At 64.4% G+C, this 24,222-nt stretch carries 21 protein-coding genes and 1 pseudogene; 7 read left to right on the top strand and 15 right to left on the bottom strand.

Going from position 1 to position 24,222, the window contains the following annotated elements; translation table 11 throughout:
• Positions 1 to 80 precede the first annotated feature (80 nt).
• Positions 81 to 1,667 carry an AMP-binding protein gene (locus tag IVB13_RS17730; protein ID WP_247295044.1) on the top strand — a complete coding sequence of 529 codons (1,587 nt, stop codon included), beginning with the start codon at positions 81 to 83 and terminating at the stop codon, positions 1,665 to 1,667.
• A 69-nt stretch (positions 1,668 to 1,736) separates the two neighbouring features.
• Here the strand turns inward: IVB13_RS17730 and IVB13_RS17725 are convergent, their stop codons facing one another.
• Positions 1,737 to 2,903, bottom strand: a complete 1,167-nt coding sequence (locus IVB13_RS17725) for an acyl-CoA dehydrogenase family protein (protein WP_007613843.1) — start codon at positions 2,901 to 2,903, stop codon at positions 1,737 to 1,739.
• 179 nt (positions 2,904 to 3,082) lie between these two features.
• Between IVB13_RS17725 and IVB13_RS17720 the strand changes: the two genes are divergently transcribed.
• The gene (locus IVB13_RS17720) at positions 3,083 to 3,586 is read left to right on the top strand and encodes a MaoC/PaaZ C-terminal domain-containing protein (protein ID WP_018454038.1); all 504 of its coding nucleotides are present in this window, start codon (positions 3,083 to 3,085) and stop codon (positions 3,584 to 3,586) included.
• Positions 3,586 to 4,437, top strand: a complete 852-nt coding sequence (locus IVB13_RS17715) for a CoA ester lyase (protein WP_162496395.1) — start codon at positions 3,586 to 3,588, stop codon at positions 4,435 to 4,437. The genes IVB13_RS17720 and IVB13_RS17715 overlap by 1 nt, the downstream gene beginning before the upstream one ends.
• A gap of 186 nt (positions 4,438 to 4,623) precedes the next feature.
• Here the strand turns inward: IVB13_RS17715 and IVB13_RS17710 are convergent, their stop codons facing one another.
• The gene (locus IVB13_RS17710) at positions 4,624 to 5,421 is read right to left on the bottom strand and encodes a fumarylacetoacetate hydrolase family protein (protein ID WP_085361511.1); all 798 of its coding nucleotides are present in this window, start codon (positions 5,419 to 5,421) and stop codon (positions 4,624 to 4,626) included.
• Positions 5,422 to 5,619: 198 nt separating this feature from the next.
• Here IVB13_RS17710 and IVB13_RS17705 point away from each other — a divergent pair, with 198 nt between their 5' ends.
• Entirely contained in the window at positions 5,620 to 6,519 is a 900-nt protein-coding gene (locus tag IVB13_RS17705) for a LysR substrate-binding domain-containing protein (protein ID WP_018454035.1), read from the top strand.
• Positions 6,520 to 6,624: 105 nt separating this feature from the next.
• On the opposite strand, the gene IVB13_RS17700 is transcribed toward IVB13_RS17705, so the two are convergent.
• The 13 genes and pseudogenes from IVB13_RS17700 to IVB13_RS17645 all read right to left on the bottom strand — a co-directional run bounded on the left by IVB13_RS17700 (position 6,625) and on the right by IVB13_RS17645 (position 20,107).
• Entirely contained in the window at positions 6,625 to 7,737 is a 1,113-nt protein-coding gene (locus tag IVB13_RS17700) for a trypsin-like peptidase domain-containing protein (RefSeq protein WP_018454034.1), read from the bottom strand.
• Positions 7,738 to 7,764: 27 nt separating this feature from the next.
• Positions 7,765 to 7,890: a hypothetical protein gene (locus tag IVB13_RS40220; protein WP_018454033.1), complete on the bottom strand. Its 126-nt coding sequence runs from the start codon at positions 7,888 to 7,890 to the stop codon at positions 7,765 to 7,767.
• Positions 7,890 to 8,222: a hypothetical protein gene (locus tag IVB13_RS17695; protein ID WP_085395707.1), complete on the bottom strand. Its 333-nt coding sequence runs from the start codon at positions 8,220 to 8,222 to the stop codon at positions 7,890 to 7,892. The genes IVB13_RS40220 and IVB13_RS17695 overlap by 1 nt, the downstream gene beginning before the upstream one ends.
• A gap of 133 nt (positions 8,223 to 8,355) precedes the next feature.
• Positions 8,356 to 8,817: an Hsp20 family protein gene (locus IVB13_RS17690; protein WP_018454031.1), complete on the bottom strand. Its 462-nt coding sequence runs from the start codon at positions 8,815 to 8,817 to the stop codon at positions 8,356 to 8,358.
• A 240-nt stretch (positions 8,818 to 9,057) separates the two neighbouring features.
• Positions 9,058 to 10,548 carry an amidase family protein gene (locus IVB13_RS17685; protein ID WP_247489892.1) on the bottom strand — a complete coding sequence of 497 codons (1,491 nt, stop codon included), beginning with the start codon at positions 10,546 to 10,548 and terminating at the stop codon, positions 9,058 to 9,060.
• Between the two features lie 17 nt (positions 10,549 to 10,565).
• Positions 10,566 to 11,363 (bottom strand): xanthine dehydrogenase family protein subunit M, encoded by a 798-nt coding sequence (locus IVB13_RS17680; RefSeq protein WP_247489890.1) that lies wholly within the window; start codon positions 11,361 to 11,363, stop codon positions 10,566 to 10,568.
• 11 nt (positions 11,364 to 11,374) lie between these two features.
• Positions 11,375 to 13,758: pseudogene (locus IVB13_RS17675) on the bottom strand (xanthine dehydrogenase family protein molybdopterin-binding subunit).
• Positions 13,759 to 13,760: 2 nt separating this feature from the next.
• On the bottom strand, positions 13,761 to 14,252 hold the full coding sequence (locus IVB13_RS17670; protein ID WP_247295051.1) for a (2Fe-2S)-binding protein: 492 nt from the start codon (positions 14,250 to 14,252) through the stop codon (positions 13,761 to 13,763).
• Between the two features lie 21 nt (positions 14,253 to 14,273).
• Positions 14,274 to 15,380, bottom strand: coding sequence for an ABC transporter ATP-binding protein (locus tag IVB13_RS17665; RefSeq protein ID WP_085395710.1), 1,107 nt, complete (start codon positions 15,378 to 15,380; stop codon positions 14,274 to 14,276).
• Between the two features lie 8 nt (positions 15,381 to 15,388).
• Complete coding sequence (locus IVB13_RS17660; protein WP_018454025.1) at positions 15,389 to 16,291, bottom strand: ABC transporter permease; 903 nt, start codon at positions 16,289 to 16,291, stop codon at positions 15,389 to 15,391.
• Positions 16,288 to 17,205 carry an ABC transporter permease gene (locus IVB13_RS17655; RefSeq protein WP_085361515.1) on the bottom strand — a complete coding sequence of 306 codons (918 nt, stop codon included), beginning with the start codon at positions 17,203 to 17,205 and terminating at the stop codon, positions 16,288 to 16,290. The genes IVB13_RS17660 and IVB13_RS17655 overlap by 4 nt, the downstream gene beginning before the upstream one ends.
• Before the next feature lie 55 nt (positions 17,206 to 17,260).
• Positions 17,261 to 18,610 carry an extracellular solute-binding protein gene (locus IVB13_RS17650; protein WP_247295053.1) on the bottom strand — a complete coding sequence of 450 codons (1,350 nt, stop codon included), beginning with the start codon at positions 18,608 to 18,610 and terminating at the stop codon, positions 17,261 to 17,263.
• A 195-nt stretch (positions 18,611 to 18,805) separates the two neighbouring features.
• On the bottom strand, positions 18,806 to 20,107 hold the full coding sequence (locus IVB13_RS17645) for an MFS transporter (protein ID WP_204512143.1): 1,302 nt from the start codon (positions 20,105 to 20,107) through the stop codon (positions 18,806 to 18,808).
• Positions 20,108 to 20,459: 352 nt separating this feature from the next.
• Here IVB13_RS17645 and IVB13_RS17640 point away from each other — a divergent pair, with 352 nt between their 5' ends.
• Genes IVB13_RS17640 through IVB13_RS17630 form a run of 3 tightly spaced genes read left to right on the top strand, consistent with a single transcriptional unit; the run spans position 20,460 to position 24,221 of the window.
• Positions 20,460 to 21,674 (top strand): ABC transporter substrate-binding protein, encoded by a 1,215-nt coding sequence (locus IVB13_RS17640; RefSeq protein WP_085351926.1) that lies wholly within the window; start codon positions 20,460 to 20,462, stop codon positions 21,672 to 21,674.
• A gap of 7 nt (positions 21,675 to 21,681) precedes the next feature.
• Positions 21,682 to 23,409, top strand: a complete 1,728-nt coding sequence (locus IVB13_RS17635; protein ID WP_085385314.1) for an FAD-dependent oxidoreductase — start codon at positions 21,682 to 21,684, stop codon at positions 23,407 to 23,409.
• Between the two features lie 17 nt (positions 23,410 to 23,426).
• Positions 23,427 to 24,221 (top strand): IclR family transcriptional regulator, encoded by a 795-nt coding sequence (locus tag IVB13_RS17630; protein ID WP_085361518.1) that lies wholly within the window; start codon positions 23,427 to 23,429, stop codon positions 24,219 to 24,221.
• The last annotated feature ends 1 nt before the right edge of the window (position 24,222 follow it).

Genomic DNA, 24,222 nt, shown 5'->3' with positions numbered 1-24,222 from the left:
AGAAACTTCTTGGCCGCCGTCCACCTCGCCGCTCTCGTCGCTTATTGGATCAATTGAGTCTGAACCCTAGTCCGGTTGCCATGAGCGCCAATGAATTCTCGCTGCAATCGCTGATCCGGGCCGAGGCGGCCGCTGATCCCGCCTTCGTGTTCGACGGCACGCTGGTTTCGCGCGCCGAATTCTCGGAACAGATCGAGCAGACCGCCGCCTGGCTTGCCGCGCGCGGTATCGGCAAGGGCGACGTCGTCGCGGTCTGGCTGGTCAACCGGATCGAATGGATCGCACTGCTGTTCGCCGCCGCCCGGCGTGGGGCAATCGTCGCCGCCGTCAATACACGCTACCGCAGCGCGGAGGTCGCGCATCTCCTGAAGCTGTCCGGCGCCCGTGTGATGGTGATCGAAGCCGCGTTCCGCTCGATCGACTTTGCCGCTATTCTCGCCGACGTCGCCAAGGACGAGGTGCCCGCGCTGCGAGAACTCGCGGTGGTCGGCGCGGATGAGATTCCCGCCCAATGGCCATGCGTACGCTTCGACGCCTTCGACAAGCCTTATCCGCCGGCTACGCCGGAGGAGGAGGACGTCGGTCTGCCTCTGCTGCTCTACACGACGTCGGGCACCACCAAGGGACCGAAGCTTGTCGCGCATTCACAGCGAACATTGGCCACGCACGCCGCCGCCGTTGCCAAGGCGCTCAAACTCTCGCCGCAGCGCCATGCGCTGCTGGCGATGCTGCCGTTCTGCGGCACTTTTGGCATGACGAGCCTGCTCGGCTTCGTCGCAGCGGGCGCGGCCGTCCATGCGCTCGACGCCTTCGAGGCCGCGCCGGCGCTGAAGATTCTCCGCGAGTGCGGGATCACGCACGCCTTTGGTTCCGACGAGATGTTCCGCCGCATCCTCGCCCTCACCGACGCGCCGCATCCATTTCCGCATCTCGAGGCATGCGGCTTTGCCGCGTTCCAGCCCGGCTGGCGCGAGCTTGCGGCGGAGGCCGAAGCGCGCGGCATGCCGTTGCACGGCCTCTACGGTTCGAGCGAGGTGCAGGCGCTGTTCTCGATCGCACGCTCGAGTGATGGCTTCGCCGATCGCATCGAGGGCGGCGGCTGGCCGATGTCGCCGGAGGCCAAGGTCCGGGTGCGCGACACCGAGACCGGCGAACTCGCCCCTCGCGGCGTCTCCGGCGAGATCGAGATCCGTGCGCCGTCACTCTTTCTCGGCTACTACAACAATCCCGACGCGACGCGCGACGCCTTCACCGCGGACGGCTTCTTCCGCACCGGCGATATCGGCCAGCTGCGCGGCGACGGCTCCTTCGTCTACGAAACCCGCGCGGGCGACGCCATGCGGCTCGGCGGCTTCCTGGTTGCGCCCGGCGAGATCGAGGACGAACTCAAATCGTGCGCTGGCGTGGCCGACGCCCAGGTCGTCGCGGTCGATCTGAAGGGAAACGCACGCTGCGTTGCCTTCGTGATCCCCGCTCGGGAAACCCACCACGAGCCGCCGCGGCAGGACGCGCTGATCGCGCGCCTGCGCGAGCGGCTCGCCGGCTACAAGGTCCCGGCTCGGATCTACGTCGTGGAGGCCTTCCCCGTCACCGACAGCGCGAACGGCGTCAAGATCCAGCGCGCCCGGCTTCGGGCCATGGCGATGGACCGGATCGCGGCCGAATAGCTCTGCCGTAGCGCGTCACGGTGATCGGGCGCGAATATCGCGGCGCCCGGCAATGGTACGTGTTCGAGCTTAGTATGACTTGGCCAGTCCAAGCACCTTTTCCGCGATGAAGCTCAGCGCAAGCTGCGGGCTGACCGGCGCGATGCGCGGAATCAGAACTTCACGCAAGTAACGCTCGACGTGAAACTCCTTGGCATAGCCAAAACCGCCATGGGTCATCACCGCCTGCTCGCAGGCGTGATATCCGGCCTCACCCGCAATGTATTTCGCGGCATTGGCGGCGCCACCGCAAGGCATGCCCTTGTCGTATTGCCAGGCCGCCGACATCACCATCAACCAGGCCGCCTCGAGCTCGACCCAGTTTACAGCCAGCGGATGCTGAATGCCCTGGTTCTTGCCGATCGGCCGGTTGAACACCACGCGGGTCTTGGCGTATTCGGTCGCGCGCGACAGCGCGAGCTTGCCGAGGCCGACGGCTTCCGCGGCGATGAGAATGCGCTCGGGGTTCATGCCTTCGAGAATGTACTGGAAGCCTTTGCCCTCTTCGCCGATGCGATCCTCCATCGGGATTTCAAAGTCCTCGAAGAACAGCTCGTTGGAATCGACGACCTTGCGGCCCATCTTCTCGATCTCGTGGACCTTGATCCTGTTGCGGTCGAAGTCCGTATAGAACAGGCTCAGCCCATGCGTCGGCGAGCGCACGTCCTCCAGCGGCGTGGTGCGCGCCAGCAGCAGGATCTTGTGCGCGACCTGCGCGGTGGAGATCCACACCTTCTGGCCGTTGACGATATAGCGGTCGTTCTTGGCCACCGCTCGGGTCTTGAGCTGTGTGGTGTTGAGGCCGGTGTTGGGCTCGGTCACGGCAAAGCACGCCTTCTCGCGGCCCTCGACCATCGGCGGCAGCATGCGCTTGCGCTGTTCCTCGGTGCCGAACACGACCACGGGATTGAGACCGAACACGTTGATGTGCACCGCGGAGGCGCCGGACATGCCGGCGCCGGATTCCGCGATGGCGCGCATCATAATCGCGGCTTCGGTGATGCCGAGGCCGGAGCCGCCATATTCCTCCGGCACGCAGATGCCGAGCCAGCCGGCGTCCGCCATGGCCTTGTGAAAGTCGTGCGGGAAGCCGCCGTCGTGGTCCTTCTTCAGCCAATAGGCGTCGGGAAAGTCTTCGCAAACCTTTGCGACGGCGTCGCGAATGGCTTCCTGCTGAGCGGTGAGCGCGAAATCCATATTCTTGATCTCCTTCTTGGGAGAAGCGAACGCGCAATCTCCCCCTCGTCGCGTTCCCCACGCGAAGGCCGTGGCGGATTGGTGCGCCCGAACGTGCCTTCGCTTGCGTTCTTTAACTTGAAAAGCAGGGTACAGATACGTGAATTTCCCTATCAACTGTGTGTAGCATGCATAGGGTCATGCGGCGCGAGGATGCGAGCGCGCCGTTATTTCGCAGGGAGGAAACCGCGATGGCCGGACTTTATTTCGAGGAGTTTTCGGTGGGCCAGGAGTTCAGGCATCCCCTGACGCGGACCGTCACGGAGATGGACAACACCCTGTTCAGCCTGCTGACGCTCAATCCGCAGCCGCTGCACATCGACGCACATTTTTCGGCCCAGACCGAGTTCGGCCAGCGCATTTTCAACAGCCTTTACACCCTCGGCATCATGATCGGCATGACGGTCTATGATACGACCATGGGGACCACCGTTGCCAATCTCGGCATGACGGACGTCACTTTTCCGAAACCGGTCTTCCATGGCGATACGCTGCGGGCGACGACAAAGGTGCTTTCGTTGCGGGAATCCAAATCGCGCCCCAAGGCGGGCATCGTCGAGTTCGAGCACCACGCTCTCAACCAGAACGACGAGATCGTCGGCAAATGCCGCCGCATGGCGATGATGCACAAGAGGCCGGTCTGATGCGTTCGATGCTGTTCGTGCCGGGCGACTCCCCGCGCAAATTCGAGAAGGCCAGCGAAGGCAACGCCGACGCGCTGATCATCGATCTCGAAGATTCCGTCGTCACCGACAAGAAGCCGGAGGCGCGCGGGTTGACGCTGACGATGCTGAAGGGCCGCAACAAGCCCCACCAGCTCTATGTCCGCGTCAACGCGCTCGACACCGGCATGACGCTCGCCGACCTTGCCGCGGTGATTCCGGGCCAGCCCGACGGCATCGTGCTGCCGAAATCGCAGGGCGGCGACGACGTGCGACAGGTCGCGACCTGGCTGGAAGCTTTGGAAGCTGCGGCTGGTATCGCCATTGGCTCAACACGCATCGTCTGCGTCGCGACCGAAACCGCAGCTTCGATCTTCGGGCTCGGCAGCTACAAGGGCTGCTCTCCTCGCCTCGCGGGCCTGATGTGGGGCGCGGAAGATCTCTCGGCCTCGCTCGGCGCGACTGAGAAAGCGGCGGGCGGCGTGTTCCACAGCCCTTATCGTCTGGCCCGCGATCTCTGCCTGATGGCGGCCGCCGCGGCCGAGGTCGCGCCGATCGACACCGTCTATACCGACATCGACAATCTCACCGGACTCGAACAGGAAACGCGCGCGGCGCGGCGTGACGGTTTTTCGGCGAAAGCGCTGATCCATCCCAAGCACGTCGACGTGGTCAACGCGGCGTTCGAGCCGACCGAAGCCGAGCGCAATTGGGCCGAGAAGGTGATCGCGGCGTTCGCGAGCAATCCGAACTCCGGCACGCTGCGCCTCGACGGCCAGATGATCGACAAGCCGCATCTTCGCGCCGCAAAGAAGATCCTCGGCCAGAGTTAGATCAGGACGCCGCGCTGCGACAGATGGGATCGAAGCCACTCTCAGCGTCGTCGTGGCCGGGCTTGTCCCGGCCATCCAGGGCTTCCACGCAACCGGCACCCAAAACGTGGATGCCCGGGACAAGCCCGGGCATGACGAAGCGAAACGTCCGGCCCCTCACTTTCCGCAGGCGGGGAGAGGGGAGCGTTAGACGATCTTGATCGACATATCCGGCAAGCCGTCGAGCTTGCACAACAGCACGTCGCCCTTCACGACCGGGCCGACATTCTCCGGCGTGCCGGAATAGATGATGTCGCCGGCCTTCAGCTCGAACGCTTCCGACAGTTTTGCGATTTGCTCGGCCACGCTCCAGATCATCTTGCTGAGATCCGAGCTCTGCTTCACCGTCCCGTTGATCGCCAGCGAGATGGCGCCCTTGTCGAAATGCCCGGTCTTGCTGGCCGGGTGGATCGGGCCGATCACCGCGGCGTGGTCAAAGCTCTTGCCGATCTCCCACGGCTTCTTCTCCGCGGCCATCCCGTTCTGGAGATCGCGCCGGGTCATGTCGAGGCCGAGCGCGTAGCCATAGACGTGGTCGAGCGCCTTCTCGGCCGGGATGTTGCTGCCGCCGGATTTCAGCGCGGCGACCAGCTCGACCTCGTGGTGATAGTTCTTGGTCAGCGACGGATAGGGATGATCGGCGACTTCGCCCACGGCGACGTTCTGGATCGCGTCGGTGGGCTTCTGGAAGAAGAACGGCGGCTCGCGGTTCGGGTCCGAGCCGCGCTCGATCGCGTGCGCCGCGTAGTTGCGCCCGATGCAGTAGATGCGGCGGACCTGGAACACCTGAGTTTCGCCGACGATCGGGATGGTGACCATCGGCACTGGAAAGATCGGCTTCGGGCCGGCCTGCGCCGCGGCCGGCGCAACTTCCGCGATTGAGGCAGCACTTGCCGCCGCGGCAATTGCGAGCAGCTCCCGTCGCGTTGCTGATGTCTCTTTCATGGCTTGTGCTCCCTTTTTATGTTCGTTGGGCGCATAATGCGCGCCGAGCCGCCTGATAATCAATATTCAGTATGCCAGCAATGCTGGACCGGCACGTCGACTAATTTAGAACAGGCCGGCTGCAGCCGAGCCTTCCGAACCGGCTCCCTTTCACCCTAGCATGGAACTTGCATAAATTCTGGGCGACATGGACGCCGCATGAACCTCATCAGCCTCGATATCCGCATGCTCCGGTCGCTGATCTCCGTGGTCGAGACCGGCAGCATCACCGAGACCGCGCGGCGGCTGGGCCGCACTCAGCCGGCGATCACTCTGCAGTTGCAGCGGCTGGAGGAGCTCACCGGCAAGCAATTGTTCGAGCATGTCGGGCGCCGGCTCACGCTGAGCGAGGACGGCACCACGGTTCTCACCTACGCCAAATCCATCCTGAGGTTGCATGACGAATTGATTTCGCAGCTGGCGTCACAGGAGATCGAGGGTCAGGTCGTGCTCGGCACGCCCGACCTCTATGCCGCCTTCATGCTGCCGCAGATCCTCAGCGTGTTCCGAAAATCATTCCCGCGCGTCCAGGTCGAGCTCAATTGCGCGCTCTCGACGCCGCTGGTGGGCCTCGTCAAGCGCGGCGATGTCGACATCGCGCTCGTCACCCGCATGAACGATTTTACGGGCGGCCAGGTGGTACGGCGCGAGCAACTGGTCTGGATGACCGGCGAGCAGTCCTCCGCGCACCAGGAACGGCCTATCCCGCTGGCGTTGCTGCCGCCCGGCAACATCTATCGCGACTACGCGATTGACACGCTGGAACGTGCGAATCTGCGCTGGCGCATCGCCTGCGTCAGCGAAAGCGTCGGCGGCCTCCAGGCGGCGGCCTTCGCCGGCATGGCCGTGACCGTACTCGGCCGCAGCGCGCTGGTGCCGGCGATGCGCGAGATCGGCCCGAACGAGGGCCTGCCGCCGCTGCCGAAGATCGAGCTGCTGCTTTACAAGTCGAGCGGCGCGACCTCGAAGGCGGCGACCGCCTTGCACGACTATCTCGCGCACTATCTGCGCCTCGACGAGGAGCTCAGCGGCCGCGGCGAGCCGATCGAGCTGGGATAAAGCCATCCGGACGTTCGCGCAGCGGTCGTCCCAAACTGCGTCCCGGGTCCACGATCGCAGACAAAGAGCGACCGGCTTGCTGCGGTGATATCCTCTTTGATTGGCCTAGCGAACGAGGCGGTTGCTTCCTGCATTGGCATTGCGCGGCTCGGTTGCTGGAGCCACTCGGACGAGGACCGTGAGCGGTGTGCCGTTGCGCAGCAGAGCGAGCTTCACCTCGTCGCCGACCCGCGCAAGACCAATGGTATTGCGCAGCTGCGCGGCGGTGCGGATCGGGCGGCCCTCCGCCGTGGTGACAATGTCGCCCTTGTGCAGGCCAGCCTTCTCGGCCGGCGAATCCGCGGCAACTTCGGCGATGAGCGCGCCTTCGGTGCGTCCCTTGTTGACGGACGGGTGGAGGTCCTTCAGCGAAATGCCGATGCGACCGCGCTCGACCCTGCCGGTGGCGATGATCTGCTCCATCACCTTGCGCGCCATGTTGACGGGAATGGCAAAGCCAATACCGACATTGCCGCCAGCGGGCGAGATGATGGCCGAATTTATGCCGACCAGTTCGCCCTGCAGGCTGACCAGCGCGCCGCCGGAATTGCCGGGATTGATAGCGGCGTCGGTCTGAATGAAGTCTTCATAACCCTGCTTGCCGAGGCCGGTTCGGCCTAGGGCGCTGACGAGGCCCGACGTCACCGTCTGGCCGAGGCCGAAGGGATTGCCGATCGCGAGCACGAAGTCCCCGACTTCCAGTGCGTCGCTGTCACCGAGGGGAAGCGCCTTCAGTCCGGTCGGATTCTGGATCTGGAGCACGGCGACGTCCGTCGGCGAGTCGCGGCCGACGACCTTTGCGGAAAACTGCCGGCCGTCCTTGGTCGTGATCTGGAGGGCGGAGGTGCCTTCGACCACGTGGTTGTTGGTCAGCACGTAGCCGCTCCGGGCATCGACGATCACGCCGGAGCCGGTCGCGCTGACTTCCTTCTCGATCTGCCTCGGAACGTCGAAGAATTCGCGGAACAGCGGGTCACGATAGAGCGGATTGTCCTCGCGTACCCGGCCGTGCACCGAGATGTTGACCACCGCCGGCGTCACCTGCCGAACCAGAGGCGCCAAAGTCGGCACCGAGCCGCCCGGCTTCAGATCGGGGATCTGGCCTGCGGCGGGATGTGACGCCGTCAGTATCAGCACCAGCAACGCAAGCGAGAACGAACGCATAGCAATCGTCTTCATGACCAGTCGCATCGTCTGAGATTGAAATCAGAGAGCCGCTTCACGTTTGTCTGGCGGCACGTCGAGCCAGCCTTGCAAGGCTAGAAATGGAATGGCCCAGGCCGCGGAGACCTGGCCGACCAGCACCAGAGCAAGAACGGCCTGCGTGAGCATCACGCGCCTCGCCGTTCTGCGGCGGCCCAAGGCCGCCGCAAGCGCATCGGGACGCCGCCGCCGCGCGGCGGGTCGTCGTCATTGTCGCCGTCGAGCCGGCGCAGGGCCGCGAGAATATCGGCGAGCCGAATCGTACGGTTCATGCCGGGAATTTCACGCAAAGCGGGACAGGATTCGACGGCGTACATGTCGGACGCCCATGACGACAGAATGATCCGCTTCTCCGGCGTGGAGAGCTCCTTTGCATTCAGGACATCCGCGGGCGAACCGTAGTGAACCGCGGGATGAAACAGCGGGTTGAGATTTCCGGAATTCGTATTCACGTTTGTCATCGGTTGGGCCTCCCCTGACGCTCCTTTCGAAGGGATGGATGTGCTGATGATCGAATGGCCGTTCTCTCATGCATGTGGGAGCGCGGCGCGCATATCTGAGCGCCGCGTTCCACCATTCCCCTCGATCGAGCGCTTAGGCTGCTTTCTTCTGCTCGATCTGAGTTGCAGGAGAGGCCGCGCCCGCGATCTGGATCCGGCGCGGCTTCATCGCTTCCGGAACCTCACGGACGAGGTCGATGATCAAGAGGCCGTCCTGGAAGGACGCCTGCTTCACCTGGACATAATCGGCCAGGTTGAACACGCGCCGGAACGGCCGTGCGGCGATACCCTGGTACAGATATTCGCCCGTCGCACCTTCGGGCTTCTTGCCCTCGACGGTCAGCGCATTCTGTTCGGCCGTCACCGTGATATCGTTGACGCCAAAGCCCGCCACAGCGAGGCTGATCCGGTAGTGATCTTCGCCGGAGCGTTCGATGTTATAGGGGGGATAGTTGTCTTCGCTCGCCTGGCGCAGCGCGCTGTCGACGAGACCCGCCAGATGATCGAAGCCGACGGTGGAGCGCCACAGGGGCGCGAAGTCAAACGTGGTCCTCATAACCAAGTCCTCCAAAGAGCAAGATGGATACGAAGGAGCGCAGGACAGGGTTTTAGACGGGTCCAAAGACACCGGCCCGGCGCCCGCTCCGGGCCCCTCGCGGGCACCCGGCACACCGCTCTCGCGGCGAAAATGACTTAGAAGAACGCAAGTCGACTTCAAGAGGGCCCCTCGAAAAATTTTTCGGGCGCAGAGGCCGACCGGCAGGACGCGGCCGGCCCGCTCCAGGCCGGGTTCGGCTCACGCCTTCGCGCGGGCACGATCCGGTTCGCGCAACGCCAGCTGCGGCCAGAACGCCGCCCATGGCTGGGCCGCTTCGAACGCAGCGGCGATGCGGAAGATCGTGGGCTCGTCGAGCCAGGGAGCGACGATCTGCAAGCCGATCGGCAGCCCATCGCGATCGAAGCCGCAGGGCAGCGTCGCGGCCGGAAGGCCGGCGAGATTGATCGGCCAGGTGAAGGGCGACCAGCCGAGATGCGGATCGACATTGCCGCCGTCGATCGTGTCGACGCCGAGGCGGCCGGCCTCGAACGCGGTCACCGCGACGGTCGGCGTCACCAGCGCATCGACGCGCTCGAACAGCTTCAGGAAGCTGCTGCGAGCCTGGGCGCGGCGATACCCTGCTTCGATATAGTCCGTGCCGCTGTAGCGCCTGCCGGCACTGATGACGTCAAGATAATCTGCTTCGGAGCTGCCGAGATCGGCCGTGGTCTTGCTCGAGACCGCGCCCGCCTGTTCGGTAAAGGCGATCGGCTTCAGCGTGTGCTCCAGGATCCCGGGATCGAGGCCCGGACCATCCATGGTGACCTGCGCGCCGCAGGCATCGAGAATGGCCAGCGCCTTGCCGAACGCCGCGCGCACATCGGGGCTGACCGCGGCGTAGCCGAGATCGACGCTGGCGCCGATGCGAATGCCGTTCAACGGCGCGGCCTTCGTATCGAACCGACGCGCCGCCACCGGCAGGCTCGCGGGATCGCGCAGATCGTAAGCAGCGATGATCTCCAGCGTCAGCGCGGCATCCGCGACCGTGCGCGTAATCGGCCCGGTATGCGCGAGCGAGCCCCAGGACGGTGGCGAGAAGCCGGGCGAACGGGGCACCAGGCCAAAGGTCGGCTTCAGGCCAAACACACCGCAGAAGGACGAGGGCACGCGGATCGAGCCGACCCCATCGGTTCCGATCGCGATCGGACCGCAGCCGGCGGCAACGCCCGCCGCCGCGCCGCCGCTCGATCCGCCACTGGTGCGACCCGGGTTCCAGGGATTGCGCGTGGTGCCGGTGACCGGGCTGTCCGCCGTCAACTTGTAACCGGACTCGCAGGTCGTGGTCTTGCAGGTGACGATCGCACCCGCTTCCTTCAGCGCTGAGACAACCGCCGCGTCGACATCGGGCACGAACGCCTTGTTCATCGGTGAGCCGCCATAGGCCGGCACGCCCGCGACAAAGACCAGGTCCTTGATCGTGACGGGGACACCGGCGAGCGCTCCCTTGGTCTCGCCGGCGCGCATCTCCCTGGTGAGACGGTCGGCCTCCGCCCTCGCCTGCCCGTACATCGGCGTCACCACCGCGTTGCAGGCCTCGTTCGTCGCCTCCAGTGCGGCAATGGTGTCGTCGACGACATCGCGCGGAGTGAACGCCTTGCGCCGGTAGCCGGCCAGGATCTCGGTTGCGGAAAGCGAGCCAAGGCCAGTCGGCACCGGCGGGAAGGCCGTTCGGCCGGAACCATCAGTCATCATCAACCCTAAAAGAGCTAGCTGAGCGCCGCGTCGACGGCGCGCTTGGCCATGACCGTGACGAGATGTGCACGGTAGTCGGCTTCGGCGTGGACATCGGAGGTGAGACCGTCGGTGTCGATCCTGATCGCCGCGATCGCGGACGGATCGAAATTTCGCGACAGTGCTTCTTCCATCGGGGGAACGCGGAATACGCCGGAGCCCGCGCCGGTCACGGCCACGCGAACACCATCGGCGAATTTCGCGACGAACACGCCGACCAGCGCATAGCGCGACGCCGGCGCCTTGAACTTGGCGGAGCCCGCCCTGAGCGGCACGGGAAAGCGGATCGCCGTGATGATCTCGCCAGGTTCAAGCGCGGTCTCGAACAGACCACGGAAGAACCCGTCGGCCGCGATCTCGCGCGTGCTGGTGACGATGGTCGCGCCCAATCCGAGCACACCTGCCGGATAATCGGCCGACGGATCGTTGTTCGCGACGGAGCCACCGATAGTGCCGCGGATGCGTACGGCGGGATCGCCGATCATCGAGGCCAGCGCGGCGAGACCCGGGATCTTCGTCTGCACCAGCTTCGAGGCTGCTACCATGCCATGTGGCGTCATTGCACCGATGGTGATGGTGCCGCCGTCGTTGGTGATGCCCTTCAGATCTCCGAGCCTCGACAGGTCGACTAGGGCTGGCGGACTGGCGAGCCGCTGCTTCAGCGTCGGGATCAGCGTCATGCCGCCGGCGAGGAGCTTGCTGTCTTCGATCGAGGTCAGCAGTTTGGCAGCGTCGGGAATCCGGTCCGGCTGGTGATAGGCAAACGGCTTCATTGTCATCCTCCCTATTCCGCAGCGACCGGCAGCGACGCGTTCTGCAGCAGGCGCCAGATCCGGTTCGGCGTTGCCGGCATGTCGACATGGGTGACGCCGAGATGCGACAGCGCATCGACCACCGCGTTGATGACGGCGGCCGGCGAACCGATGGTGCCGACCTCGCCGCAGCCCTTCACGCCCATCGGCGTGTGCGTACACAGCGTCGAATGGGTCGCGATGTTCATCATCGGCATGTGGTCGGCGCGCGGCATGCAATAGTCCATCAGCGAGCCCGATAGCAGCTGGCCCGAGCCCTCGTCATAGACCGCGTTCTCGTACAGCGCCTGACCGACGCCCTGCACGATGCCGCCGTGCAACTGGCCCTCCACGATCATCGGGTTGATGACAGTGCCGACGTCGTCCACCGCGGTGTAATTGACCAGCGTCACCGTGCCGGTCTCCGGGTCGATCTCGACCTCGGCAATGTGGCAGCCGCCGGGATAGGTGAAGTTGACGGGATCATAATAAGCCTGCTCTTCGAGCCCCGGCTCCAGCACTTCGAGCGGATAGTCGTGCGGCACGTAGGCGGCGCCCGCGATCTCCTCGAACGTCCTCATGCGGTCGGTGCCCGCGACCGAGAATTTTCCGGCCTCGAACTGGATATCCACTTCGGCCGCTTCAAGCAGATGCGCCGCGATCTTCTTGCCTTTCGCGACCACCTTGTCCGTCGCCTTCGACAGCGCCGCGCCGCCGACCACCAGCGATCGCGAGCCATAGGTACCCATGCCAAACTGCACGCGATCGGTATCGCCGAACACGATGTCGACATTGTCAAACGCGACGCCGAGCTTTTCCGAGACGATCTGCGCGAACGTCGTCTCGTGGCCCTGGCCGTGATTGTGCGTGCCGATCATGACCGTGACCTGGCCGGTCGGATGCACCCGCACGGTGGCACTCTCATAGAGCCCGCCACGCGCGCCCAATCGCCCCGCGAAGCGTGACGGCGCGAGGCCGCAGGCCTCGACATAGGTCGAGTAGCCGAGTCCACGGAATTTGCCCCTGCGCGCCGACTCCGCCTTGCGGATACCGAAGTTCTTGACGTCGGCCGCGACAAGAGCGCCGTCGAGACACCCCATCGGATCGCCGGAATCGTACTGCACCAGCACCGGCGTCTGATACGGGTAGGCCCCCTTCGGGATCATGTTGCGTCGGCGGATCTCGACGCGGTCGATGCCCATCTCGCTGGCTGCGACGTCGACGATGCGCTCCAGCACGAAGGTCGCCTCGGGTCGGCCCGCGCCGCGATACGCGTCGACCGGAACCGTGTTCGTGAACACCACCTTCACGTTGCAGTAGATCGCTGGCGTGGTGTAGACGCCGCCGAGCAGCGGTCCGTAGAGATTGGTCGGGATGTTCGGTCCGAAGGTCGAGAGATAGCCGCCCATATTGGCGAGCGTGTTGACACGGAAGGCCAGAAATTTTCCGGTCTCGTCCAGTGCGAGTTCGGCCTCGGTGACGTGATCGCGGCCGTGGCGATCGGAGACGTAGCCTTCCGACCGGCTCGCGACCCATTTGATCGGCCGCATCACGCGCTTGGCGGCCCAGGTAATCACGGCCTCTTCGCCGTAGTGGAACTGCTTGACGCCAAAGCCGCCGCCGACATCGGGCGCGACCACGCGTAGCTTGTGCTGCGGAATGTTCAGCACCAGCGCGCCCATCAGGAAGCGCACGACATGCGGGAACTGGCTGGTGGTCCAAAGCGTGAAGCGATCCGTGCCGGGCTCGTATTCGGCGATCGCCGCGCGCGGCTCCATCGGGTTGCCGATCAACCGGTTGTTGACGAGGCTTTTGCGACATGGGCCGCCTTCCGGAAGGCGGTCTCGACCGCGGCCTTGTCGCCGAGCTCCCAATCGCAACAGATGTTGTTCGGAACGTCGTCGAACAGTTGCGGCGCGCCGGGCCGCACGGCTTCGAGCACGCCGACCACCGAGGGCAGCACCTCGTAATCGACTGTCAGCAGCTCGGCTGCCGCGCCGGCCTGCGCCGGCGTCTCCGCGACGACGAAAGCCACCATGTCGCCGACGAAGCGCACCTTGCCCTGCGCCAGCATCGGGAACGGCGGCTCCTTCATCGGCACGCCCTTGGCATCCGAGATACCCCAGCCGCAGGGCAGCGAGCCCAGCTTGTCGGCGGCGGCATCCTCGCCGGTCAGCACCGCGATGACGCCGGGCGATGCCAGGGCCGCACTCTTGTCGATGCCGCGCAGGATCGCGTGTCCGTGCGGCGAGCGCACGAACACACCCGCCGTCATGCCCGGACGCTTGATGTCGGAGACGTAACTGCCGCGTCCGGTGAGGAAGCGCTGGTCCTCTTTCCGTTTAGGTGAAGCGCCGATCCCGATCACATGGCCCATGGTCACTCTCCCTTGGCCACGTTCATGGCGGCGGCGCCTGCCATGACCGAGATGACGATGTTCTGATAGCCGGTGCAGCGGCAGATATTGCCTTCGAGGCCGTGACGGACGTCGACCTCCGTCAGGTTCGGCTTCTCGGCCGCGAGCGCCACCGCCGTCATCAGCATGCCGGGTGTGCAAAAGCCGCATTGCAGACCGTGATGCTCGCGAAATGCCTCTTGCATCGGATGCAGCCGGTTCGAACCCGGCACACCTTGCAGGCCCTCGATGGTGAGCAGCGTCGCACCGTCGAGCGCGGGCGCAAGCAGCGTACAGCTCTTCACCGGCAGGCCGTCGAGGTGCACGACACAGGCGCCGCACTGGCTGGTGTCACAGCCGATATGGGTGCCGGTGAGGTTGAGCCGCTCGCGCAGCAGCTCGGCGACCAGCGTCGCCGGTTCGACATCCACAGTTGTCGGCCGTCCGTTGAGTGTGAAGGATATCTGCACGATCATACTCCTGTGCGCGACGGGTCTTTAGGCGAGTGGAAGCGCGCTGCCGGTGGCCCATGTGGCCATCACGACATCGCCGACGGTGAAGGGATCCGCGAAGAAAGTCTTTTCCGGCACGTAGGCCACGAACGCGTCGTCCGGCACGGTGTCGAGCATGACCTTGACGAAATAGCCCTGGTATTCGATCGCGAGCACGCGACTCGGCAGCGAGGTGGAGCAGCCCGGCGGCAGCGCCCTGCCCGGCCGGACCAGCGCGACATCGTCGCGGCGCACGGCGATGTCGATCTTGTCGCCGACGCTGACCGTGGACCGCGCCTGAAGCGGGACCTCGATGCCATCAGGCGCGGCCTGTGCGAGCGTAAAGGTCGAACCGTTGACCTTCTCGACCCGTCCCGACAGCACGTTCTGCCCGCCCATGAACTCGGCGACGTAACGATCATGCGGATGGGCGTAGACATCGCGTGCCGCGCCCGCCTGCTTGATTCTGCCTTGCTCCATCACCACCACGAGATCGGCGAGCGCGATCGCCTCGAGCTGGGTGTGGGTCACGTGGACGAAGGTGATGCCGAGCTCCTGCTGCATTCGCCTGAGCTCCTGACGCATCTGCACGCGGAGCTGTTCGTCGAGCGCGGACAGCGGCTCGTCGAGCAACAGGACCCTCGGCTCGGTGATCGCGGCACGCGCCAGCGCCACGCGCTGCTGCTGGCCGCCGGAGAGCTGCGCTGGAAGGCGGTCGGCGAATTGCGTCAGATGCACCTTCTCGATCATGGCATCGGCTGCGCGGAGGCGATCGGCCTTCGACATGCCGCGCACGCGGAGCGCAAAGGCGATGTTCTCGCGCACGGTGAGATGCGGGAACAACGCGTAGGACTGAAACATCATCGCGGTGCGCCGCTGCACCGGCGCGAGCCCGACGACGTTCTGGCCGCCGATCACGATCTCGCCGGCGGTCGGGTCCTCGTGGCCGGCGATCATGCGCAGTATCGTGGTCTTGCCGCAGCCGGAGGGGCCGATGAAGCAGCAATAGGCGCCGTCGGCGATCTTGAGGTTGACGCCGTCGACCACATTGCCGACTCCGTCAAAGCTCTTGCAGACGCCCGCCAGTTCGATATCGCCGCGATCGCTCTTCATTTCCCAGCTCAACCCTTTGTGCTGCTGCCGCGCTTCTTCTGGATCAGCACGATGCTGCCCAGGCTCGCGCCGATGACAATGAAGGAGACGATGGTAGTCACGGTGCCGAGCGCATAGAGCGAAGGCGAGGTGACGTTCAGCGTCATGCTCCAGATCTCCAGCGGCAGCGTGTTGAGCGAGCCCGCGGTCTGGAGGCTGCGGGCGAACTCGTCGTAGGAGAGCGTGAAGCCGAACAGCGCGACCGCCACCAGGCCGGGTGCCAGCACCGGGATCATCACCAGCCGGATCGACTGCCAACGGCTGGCGCCGAGGTCGTAGGCCGCCTCCTCCCAGACGTGGTTGAAGCGCGACATCACCGCGAACATCACGAGCACGCCGAACGGCAGCGTCCATGACAGTTGCGCGCCGAGCGCCGAGGTGTACCAGCTCGCATTGAGGCCGAGGGCCTGGAACAACAGACCGGTACCGAGGCCGAGCACGAGTCCCGGTGCGACCAGGCTGCCGATCATCATGTAGAACACGACGGTGTCGCCGCGAAAGCGCTTGCGAAAACCGAGCCCGGCCAGGAACGACACCACCACTGTGATGATAGTGACGATGATCGCGAGCTTGATCGAACGATCGAACGAGCCCTTGACGTCGCCGGTCCGCACTTGGGTGAAGAGATCGACGAACCAGTGCAGCGAAGTGCCCTTCATCGGGAACACGAGGCCGCCACGGATGTCCTGGAACGACAGGACGTAGATACAGAACATCGGGCCGTACAGCGCAATCACATAGAACGCGAACAGTGTCGCCAGAACATAGAACGTCCACGGCCGACCGCCCTTGCTCGGCGCAATCGCCTTTGTCACCGGCGCGATCGCCTTTGACACATCAGCCTTGGGCATGTCGGCGAGAACCGCACTCATCGCGTGATCTCCTGCCTGATGTCGACCGTGCGCAGGATCAGCGAGACGATCGCGACCAGCACCAGCGTCAGCAATACTGCGCTCGCCGCCGCGGTCGGATATTGCAGCACGCCGACATCCTCGTAGAAGGCGCTGACCACAGAGGCCGAGCCGCCGCCGGACATCACCTTGACCACGAAGAAATCGCCCATCACGATCGAGACGACGAAGATGGTGCCGAGGGCGATGCCGCTCTTGGACATCGGCACCACGATCAGCCGCATGATGTCGAAACGACTGGCGCCGGCATCGATCGCGGCCTCGATCAGCTTCTTGTCGATCCGTGCCATGGAATTGAAGATCGGCACGATCATGAAAATGGTGAGCTGATGGACATAGGCGATGACCACCGCAAGGTCGGAGAACAGCAGCACCTCAAGCGGCTGGCGGATCACACCGAGTCCCAGCAGCGCCTGGTTGATCAGGCCTTCCTTGCCGAGCAGCGGAATCCAGGAAATCATCCGGATGATGTTCGAGGTCCAGAACGGCACCGTGCAGAGCAGGAACAGGCCAATCGCCAGTAGTTGGTTGCGGACGTGGAAAACCAGGAAGTATGCGACGAAGAAGCCGATGATCAGCGTGAAGATCCAGGTCAGCAACGTGAACTTGATCGTCGCCAGATACAGCTTCAGCGTCAGCGCCGAATGCAGCACCTCGACATAGCTTGCGAGCGTGAAGCCCGGCGTCAGCCCGCCGAAGCCGTCGGTGGCGAAGAAGCTCGCGGCCAGCACGACCAGGATCGGCGCCACGAAGAACGGTACAAGCACCAGCACGAGCGGCGACACGTAGAGCCAGCCGGCGAGATTTGCGCGTGGTGGGGTTTGAGCTGGACTAAGACTTGGCTGCATGTCGGCAAACGCCTCGAAGTCGGTCATTTGGCACCGGCGCATCGCCGCGCCGGCGCTTCGTTCACGTCAGGGAAAGCAGGTTTCAGGCCACCTTGAAGTCGTTCCAGCGCTTGTTCATGTAGGCGGCTTCGTCCATCAGCGTGTTCCAGCAGGAGATGTTCTTGACGCGGTCGAGGAACGAGCCGCCGTCACGCTTGGTGCCGCTCTTCTCCATCGGCACGCCATAGGGGTCGTTGACCACCTCGGGCGCGGGCTGGCCCTCGTACCAGAACGCCCATTCGGCCGCCGTGAGGAATTTCTTCGCAGTCGAAGGGACCGGGCTGTAATAGCCGTAGCGCGCGACGAAACCGCCCTGCCAGCCCGACAGATACCAGTTGAGATATTCGTAGGCCGCGTCCAGCTTCCTGCCGGAGAGATGTTTCATCAGGCCCATGCCGTTGCACCAGCCGCGATAGCCTTCCTTTCCGTTCTTGATGTTGACCGGCGCGTAGACGCAGGGGATTTCCTTCACGCGTACCGCGGCAACCGCCGGCGACCACATCGACTGGATGACCACTTCGCCCGCCGCCATCAGCTGCACCGACTGGTCGAAGGTGGTCCAGGTCGCGCGGAACTGGCCCTGCTTCTTGAGCTCGATCAGCTTGTTGCAGGTGAAGTCGATCTCCTCCTTGGTCATGTTGCCTTTGTTTCCGTACTTGATCAGCCCGGCGCTTTCGAAGCAGAGCGCGGCGTCCATGATGCCGATTGCGGGCACGTCGAGGATCGCGGCCTTGCCTTTGAATTTCGGATCGATCAGATCCTTCCATTCCGTGACTTCATGGCCGACGAGGTCGGGGCGATAGCCGATGGAGTCGGCGTTGTAGACCTGCGGCAGGAAGGTCGCCCATTCGGTCACGCCGTCGCTCAAATCGGTCGAATCGGGCTTGGCGATATACATGGCCTCGTAGGGCGAGATGCCCTGGCGCGGGATCTTGTGACCGTCGATCTCGCCCTTGGTAAAGATCGGCAGGATGTTGTCGAACTCCTTGACCTTCTTGACCTCGATGCCCTGGATCACGCCGCGCTTGGCAGCGAGCTTGGCCTGCCAGCCCTCGAGATCGGCGATATCGACCGTATTTGGCTGGCTTATGAAGCGGTTGATGGCGGCGGAAGTGTCGAGGTTCTGCATCGTCACCTTGAAGCCGAGATCCTTGGCCGCCTGGTCGCCGATCGCCTTCACCACCGAATAGGACACGCCGACATGGCGCAGCTCGATGTCCTTGATCTCCTGCGCCCAGATGGTTGGGAATCCGCGGATCGCGTCCGATCCTGCAGCCGCGCCGGCCACCGCCGCGGCGCCCTTCAACAGCGTGCGCCTGCTCAGCTTTTTCGCAGACTTGTCGCTCGTCCCCGCCGGATTGGCAGTGGATGTCCCCTTGTCCCTGTCAAGCATGGCAACCCTCGTTGGCTACAATGAACGTGCGCACCGGTCGCCATTGACCGGCTGCGGATGTGATCAATTGCGAGGGAGGCTATGGGCGGGAGGTCGTGAAGTAAAATTGGAAGTAAAAATTCGCTGCATAAACGCGGCTAATGATTCGCCCCGCTGCACCGGCTTTTGGCAACGCGCATAAGATGAAGGCGGCCCTCAGGACCTGAGCGAGTCCCGCGCGGTCTCCGGCGCTATCAACGTTGCGATGATGGTGATGACCGACAGTGCGATGATATACACCGACACCGGCCGGTACGAGGCGGCCCATGCAAGCAGTGCCGTCGCAATCAGCGGCGAGAAGCCGCCACTGAGCGCGGCGGCAACGTTGGCTCCCAGCGATGCGCCGCTATAGCGCACCTGGGTACGGAACAGCTCCGGCATGAAGGCCGCCTTCGGCCCGAACAACAGCGCATGCGTCAGTGTCATCGTCACGACGAGCGCGAGCGTGATCAGCGCAGGCTCCCTGGTGTCGAGGAACCAGAACAACGGAAACGCCAGCGCCACCGAGAACACGCCGCCGGCGAGATACAGCGCTTTGCGGCCGAAGATGTCGGACAGCCAGCCTGCGAGGGGCAGCGTCGCGAGCTCGACGAGCGCGGCATAGACCACCGCGTTGAGGATCACCTGCCGCGGAAGGCCGAGCTGCGTCGTGGCATAGACCACGGTGAAAACAGTGAGGAGATAAGCGAGCCCGACTTCGGACACCGTGATGCCGATCGCCAGCAGGAAGCTGCGCCAGTCGCGGCGCAGGACTTCCAGCACCGGCTGCGCCAGCACCTCCTTGCGCTCGAGCACCTCCTTGAAGTGCGGCGTCTCCGCGAGTTTCAGCCGCACGATGAAGCCGACACCGACGAGCAGGATGCTGATCAGAAACGGCACGCGCCAGCCCCAGCTCAGGAAGTCCGCTTCGGGCAGCTGCGTCATCAGACCGAAAATGCCGGTGGACGCGGCGACGCCGACGGGGAAGCCGATCTGCACCAGACTGCCGTAAAAGCCGCGGCGGTTGCCGGCGTGCTCGGCCACCATGACCACCGCGCCGCTCCACTCCCCACCGAGCCCGATGCCCTGGACGAAGCGCAAAATGACGAGGAAGATTGGCGCCCAGACGCCGATCTGGCTGTAGGTCGGCAGGCAACCGATCAGGAACGTGCCCAGTCCCATCGCGAACATGGTCGCGACCAGCATCTTCTTGCGGCCGAGCCGGTCGCCGTAATGCCCGATGATCGCACCGCCGATCGGCCGCGCGACAAAGCCGACCGCATAGGTCGAGAACGCCGCCAGCGTGCCGACCATGGGATCGAAACTCGGGAAGAACAGCTTGTTCAGCACGAGCGCCGCCGCCGTGCCGTAGATCAGGAAGTCGTACCACTCGATCGCGGTGCCGAGCGCGGCTGCCCACACCACATGCGCCGTCGTCGATTTCTCCGCCGCAGTGGAGACTCCCGATGCTGCCGTCATTGCCATCCGCCCCAAGATTCCTGGGCGACATGATGGCCAATCGTTGTGGCGGTTGCAACTTGCGGGAGTGTTAGTTCTCCCAAGATCAGAATGCGAGATTTTCGCGCCACTGCCTCCTCACTGTCGTCCCGGCGAAGGCCGGGACCCATAATCACAGGGAGGAGTTTGGCAAAGACCGGCGCCCCGGTACTGCGACCGCCCGACTTCGAGAGATCACGCGGTATGGGTCCCGGCCTTCGCCAAGACGACGCGGAGCCTTTATTCTCCATTGACAAACTTATTTGCTAATATCTAACTTGCTGCCACAATAACCGGCCGCGCCAAGCGCGCCCATAAACGAGAGGGAACGACGATGAGAGGGTTTTTGGCCTGCGCCATGCTCGCGGCCATGACTTCGGCTGCCATGACCACCGTTGCGAACGCGCAAATCTCCGACGACGCCGTGCGGATCGGCGTGCTGACGGATCTGTCGAGCTGGGGCCGCGACAACAGCGGGCCGGGCTCCGTGGAGGCCGCGAAAATGGCCTTGGAGGAATTCGGGCCCACCGTGCTCGGCAAGCCGATCGAGATCATCAGCGCCGATCACCAGATGAAGACCGATGTTGGCGTGCAGATTGTGCGCGGCTGGTTCGACAACGGCAAGGTCGATGCCGTCGTCGACATCCCCAATTCCGGCATCGCGATCGCCGTCCACAATATGGTGCGCGAGCGCAACAAGATTGCGCTGCTCTCCGGGCCCGGCGCGAGTTCGCTGACCGACGAGCTTTGCAGCCCGAACACCGTGCACTTCACCTACGATACCTACGCGCTGTCGAAGGTGACGGCCTCCGCCGTGATCAAGGAAGGCGGAAAATCCTGGTACTTCATCACCGCCGACTACGCCTTCGGGCAGCAGCTCGAGAAGGATGCCACGCGCTTCATCAACGAGATGGGCGGCAAGGTTTTGGGCGGCGTGAAGCACCCCACCAATACGGCCGATTTCTCGTCCTTTGCACTCCAGGCGCAAAGCTCGAAATCGGACGTCGTCGCTTTCGCCAATGCGGGCCAGGACACCGACAATGCCATCAAGCAGTCCGGCGAGTTCGGCCTGGTGCAGGGTGGCCAGAAGCTGGTCGGCCTCCTGATGTTCGACACCGATGTCCACGCGATCGGCCTCAAATCCGCGCAGGGTACCTACATGACCACGGCCTCGTACTGGAACATGGACGAGGCGACCCGCGCATGGTCGCGGAAATTCTACGAGCGCACCAAGGTGATGCCGACCATGATTCAGACCGGCGTCTACGGCTCGGTGCTGCATTATCTCAAGGCCATCAAGGCCGCCGGCACCGATGATCCCGCCAAGGCGATGGCCAAGATGCGCGAGCTGCCGATCGAGGATACATTCGTTCATGGCGGACGCTTGCGCGAGGACGGCCGCGTCATTCGCGACATGTATCTCGCCAAGGTGAAAACACCCGAGCAGTCCAAGGAACCGTGGGATTATTTGGAGATCATCAAGACGGTGAAGGGCGAGGACGCCTTCCGCCCGGTCTCCGAGTCGAAATGTCCGTTGCTCAAGAAGTGAGGCCTGCATGACCGGCAACGAGCGCAACGAGACTTACGAGTGCGATGTGCTCGTGGCCGGATCGGGCTGCTCCGGCATGTCGGCCGCCATCACCGCGCGCTATCGCGGCCTCGACGTGCTGATCGTCGAGAAGGAGCCGCGCTTCGGAGGCACCACCGCCCGCTCCGGCGGCTGGCTCTGGATTCCCGGTACCTCGCTGGCCAAGGCCTACGGCATCGAGGAGACACCGGAGCAGGCGCGGACTTACCTGCGGCACGAAGCCGGCAACAACTTTGAAGCCGCGCGCGTCGATGCATTCCTGAGCGCCGGGCCCGAGGCGATCGATTTTTTCACCAGCAAGACGGCGCTCCGTTTCGACATGCCGCTGGTGTTCCCGGACTACCACGCCGAGGCGCCCGGCGGCGCCCAGGGTGGTCGTTCGATGGTGGCGCGCCCGTTCGACGGCCGCGAACTCGGCGACCAGATCAAGACCCTCGGCATGCCCCTGCCCGAGCTGACCGTATTCGGCATGATGCTCGGATCCGGCAAAGACATCGTCCATTTCATGCGCGCGACGAAGTCCCTAAGCTCGGCGGTCTATGTCGCAAAGCGCCTGTCGCGGCATCTGATGGACGTACTGCGCTATGGCCGCGGCATGACGCTGACCAACGGCAATGCGCTCGCCGGGCGCCTGGCAAAATCGGCCCAGGACCTGAAGATACCGATGTGGCTGTCCTCGCCGGTGCGCGAGCTCACTGTCGAGAACGGCACTGTCACGGGCGCCATTGTCGCCCGCGACGGACGCGACGTCCGCATTCGTGCGAGACAAGGCGTCGTGCTCGCCTGCGGCGGTTTCCCGCATGATGTCGAACGGCGCAAGAAGATGTTCCCGCACGCGCCGACCGGGAACGAGCATTTTTCGCCGGGACCGACCGGCAACACCGGCGATGGGCTGCGGCTCGCAGAACGCGCCGGCGGACATGTCGAGGACAGGCTGCCGAACGCGGCAGCCTGGGTCCCGGTCTCGGTCACCAAGCGCAAGGACGGCTCACACGGCGTGATGCCGCATTTCATCGACCGCGCCAAACCCGGTGTGATCGCGGTGATGCGTGACGGCAAGCGCTTTGCCAACGAGGGCAATTCCTATCACGACTTCGTCCAGGCCATGGTCAAGGCGGCGAAACCCGGCGAGGAGATCGCGGCGTACCTGGTCTGCGATCACCAGACCCTGCGCAAATACGGCCTCGGCTGCGTGCCGCCGTTCCCGATGCCGCTGGGTCATCACCTCAAGACGGGATATCTCATGCGCGGCGAGACACTGGAGGCACTCGCGGCAAAAGCGGGTATCGATGCCAGCGCGTTTACCGAGACCGTCAAGCAGTTCAATGCGACCGCACCACAGGGACACGACGCCGCCTTCGGCAAGGGCTCAAAGGCCTATAACCGCTACCAGGGCGATGCGCTGCACGGCCCGAACCCCTGCGTCGCGCCGATCGAGAACGGCCCGTTCTACGCCATCAAGATGGTGGTCGGCGATCTCGGCACCTATGCCGGCATCGTCACCGACGAGAACGCGCGGGCGCTCGATGCGGAGGGACGGGTGATTCCCGGGCTCTATGCCGCCGGCAACGACATGGCGAGCATCATGGGCGGCAATTATCCGGGCGCCGGCATCACGCTTGGGCCGGCGCTGACCTTCGGCTACATTGCCGGCCGTCATCTCGCCGACAGCGCCGCCAAGCGCAACGCGGCGTAAGCCACGCCAGGAGGCGCATGAAAAGAGAGAGCCGCGGCATCCAGTCGATCGAGGTCGGCGGAGAATTGCTCCGCGCGCTTGCAAGATGCGGCGAGCCGATGATGCTGCGCGATCTCGCGCGCGAGGCCGGCATGACGCCGGCCAAAGCGCATCCCTATCTCGCCAGCTTCTCCCGCATCGGCCTGATCGAGCAGGACGAGACCACCGGCCGTTACGAGATCGGCGCGCTGGCGCTGGAGCTCGGCCTGATCAGCCTGCGCCGACTATCCGGCGTACGCATCGCAGGACCGAAGATCGCGGCGCTCGCAAGTCAGATCGGGCATGCGGTCTCGCTCGCGGTGTGGGGGACGCACGGCCCGACCGTGGTGCAGCTCGAAGAACCCGGCCAGCCCGTTCACATCGTGATGCGCGCCGGCTCGGTGATGGCACTGCTGGAGACGGCCACGGGCCGCGCCTTTGCGGCCTTCCTGCCGGAGAAGACGATCAACGCCGCGCTCGAAAGCGGCCTCGATCGTCATGGCGTCGGCTATAATCCGAAGCGCGCCGTGAAAGGCGCGAAGGTCACTGAGATGCTCACAGAGGTCCGCAAGCACGGCCTCGCCCGCGCGCTCGGCGACCCCCTGCCCGGCGTCAACGCATTCTCTGCGCCGGTGTTCGATCATTCCGGCCATGTCGCGCTGGTAATCACCGCGATGGGGCCGGAAGGCACTTTTGACGCGCGCTGGGACAGCCCGATCGCCCATGCGCTACGCGATTGCGCGGGCGGCATTTCGAAACGACTGGGTCACGGGATGACGGCTGCGGCGGAGTGAT

It is taken from the genome of Bradyrhizobium sp. 17 (assembly GCF_023073515.1).
In the GTDB taxonomy this organism is placed as follows: Bacteria; Pseudomonadota; Alphaproteobacteria; order Rhizobiales; family Xanthobacteraceae; genus Bradyrhizobium; species Bradyrhizobium canariense_D.
The sequence above is the reverse complement of the archived record's forward strand: the minus strand, read 5'-3'. Positions and strand labels throughout refer to the sequence as shown.

Excerpts from the sequence above, each read along its gene's own strand:
- IVB13_RS17695 (WP_085395707.1), bottom strand. The coding sequence starts at position 8,222 with ATGACAAACGTGAATACGAATTCCGGAAATCTCAACCCGCTGTTTCAT.
- IVB13_RS17685 (WP_247489892.1), bottom strand. The coding sequence starts at position 10,548 with ATGACTGATGGTTCCGGCCGAACGGCCTTCCCGCCGGTGCCGACTGGC.
- IVB13_RS17715 (WP_162496395.1), top strand. The coding sequence starts at position 3,586 with ATGCGTTCGATGCTGTTCGTGCCGGGCGACTCCCCGCGCAAATTCGAG.
- IVB13_RS17635 (WP_085385314.1), top strand. The coding sequence starts at position 21,682 with ATGACCGGCAACGAGCGCAACGAGACTTACGAGTGCGATGTGCTCGTG.
- IVB13_RS17650 (WP_247295053.1), bottom strand. The coding sequence starts at position 18,610 with ATGCTTGACAGGGACAAGGGGACATCCACTGCCAATCCGGCGGGGACG.
- IVB13_RS17690 (WP_018454031.1), bottom strand. The coding sequence starts at position 8,817 with ATGAGGACCACGTTTGACTTCGCGCCCCTGTGGCGCTCCACCGTCGGC.
- IVB13_RS17700 (WP_018454034.1), bottom strand. The coding sequence starts at position 7,737 with ATGAAGACGATTGCTATGCGTTCGTTCTCGCTTGCGTTGCTGGTGCTG.
- IVB13_RS17640 (WP_085351926.1), top strand. The coding sequence starts at position 20,460 with ATGAGAGGGTTTTTGGCCTGCGCCATGCTCGCGGCCATGACTTCGGCT.
- IVB13_RS17730 (WP_247295044.1), top strand. The coding sequence starts at position 81 with ATGAGCGCCAATGAATTCTCGCTGCAATCGCTGATCCGGGCCGAGGCG.
- IVB13_RS17720 (WP_018454038.1), top strand. The coding sequence starts at position 3,083 with ATGCGGCGCGAGGATGCGAGCGCGCCGTTATTTCGCAGGGAGGAAACC.
- IVB13_RS17670 (WP_247295051.1), bottom strand. The coding sequence starts at position 14,252 with ATGATCGTGCAGATATCCTTCACACTCAACGGACGGCCGACAACTGTG.
- IVB13_RS17655 (WP_085361515.1), bottom strand. The coding sequence starts at position 17,205 with ATGACCGACTTCGAGGCGTTTGCCGACATGCAGCCAAGTCTTAGTCCA.
- IVB13_RS17680 (WP_247489890.1), bottom strand. The coding sequence starts at position 11,363 with ATGAAGCCGTTTGCCTATCACCAGCCGGACCGGATTCCCGACGCTGCC.
- IVB13_RS17665 (WP_085395710.1), bottom strand. The coding sequence starts at position 15,380 with ATGAAGAGCGATCGCGGCGATATCGAACTGGCGGGCGTCTGCAAGAGC.
- IVB13_RS17705 (WP_018454035.1), top strand. The coding sequence starts at position 5,620 with ATGAACCTCATCAGCCTCGATATCCGCATGCTCCGGTCGCTGATCTCC.
- IVB13_RS17660 (WP_018454025.1), bottom strand. The coding sequence starts at position 16,291 with ATGAGTGCGGTTCTCGCCGACATGCCCAAGGCTGATGTGTCAAAGGCG.
- IVB13_RS17630 (WP_085361518.1), top strand. The coding sequence starts at position 23,427 with ATGAAAAGAGAGAGCCGCGGCATCCAGTCGATCGAGGTCGGCGGAGAA.
- IVB13_RS17645 (WP_204512143.1), bottom strand. The coding sequence starts at position 20,107 with ATGACGGCAGCATCGGGAGTCTCCACTGCGGCGGAGAAATCGACGACG.
- IVB13_RS17710 (WP_085361511.1), bottom strand. The coding sequence starts at position 5,421 with ATGAAAGAGACATCAGCAACGCGACGGGAGCTGCTCGCAATTGCCGCG.
- IVB13_RS40220 (WP_018454033.1), bottom strand. The coding sequence starts at position 7,890 with ATGCTCACGCAGGCCGTTCTTGCTCTGGTGCTGGTCGGCCAGGTCTCC.
- IVB13_RS17725 (WP_007613843.1), bottom strand. The coding sequence starts at position 2,903 with ATGGATTTCGCGCTCACCGCTCAGCAGGAAGCCATTCGCGACGCCGTC.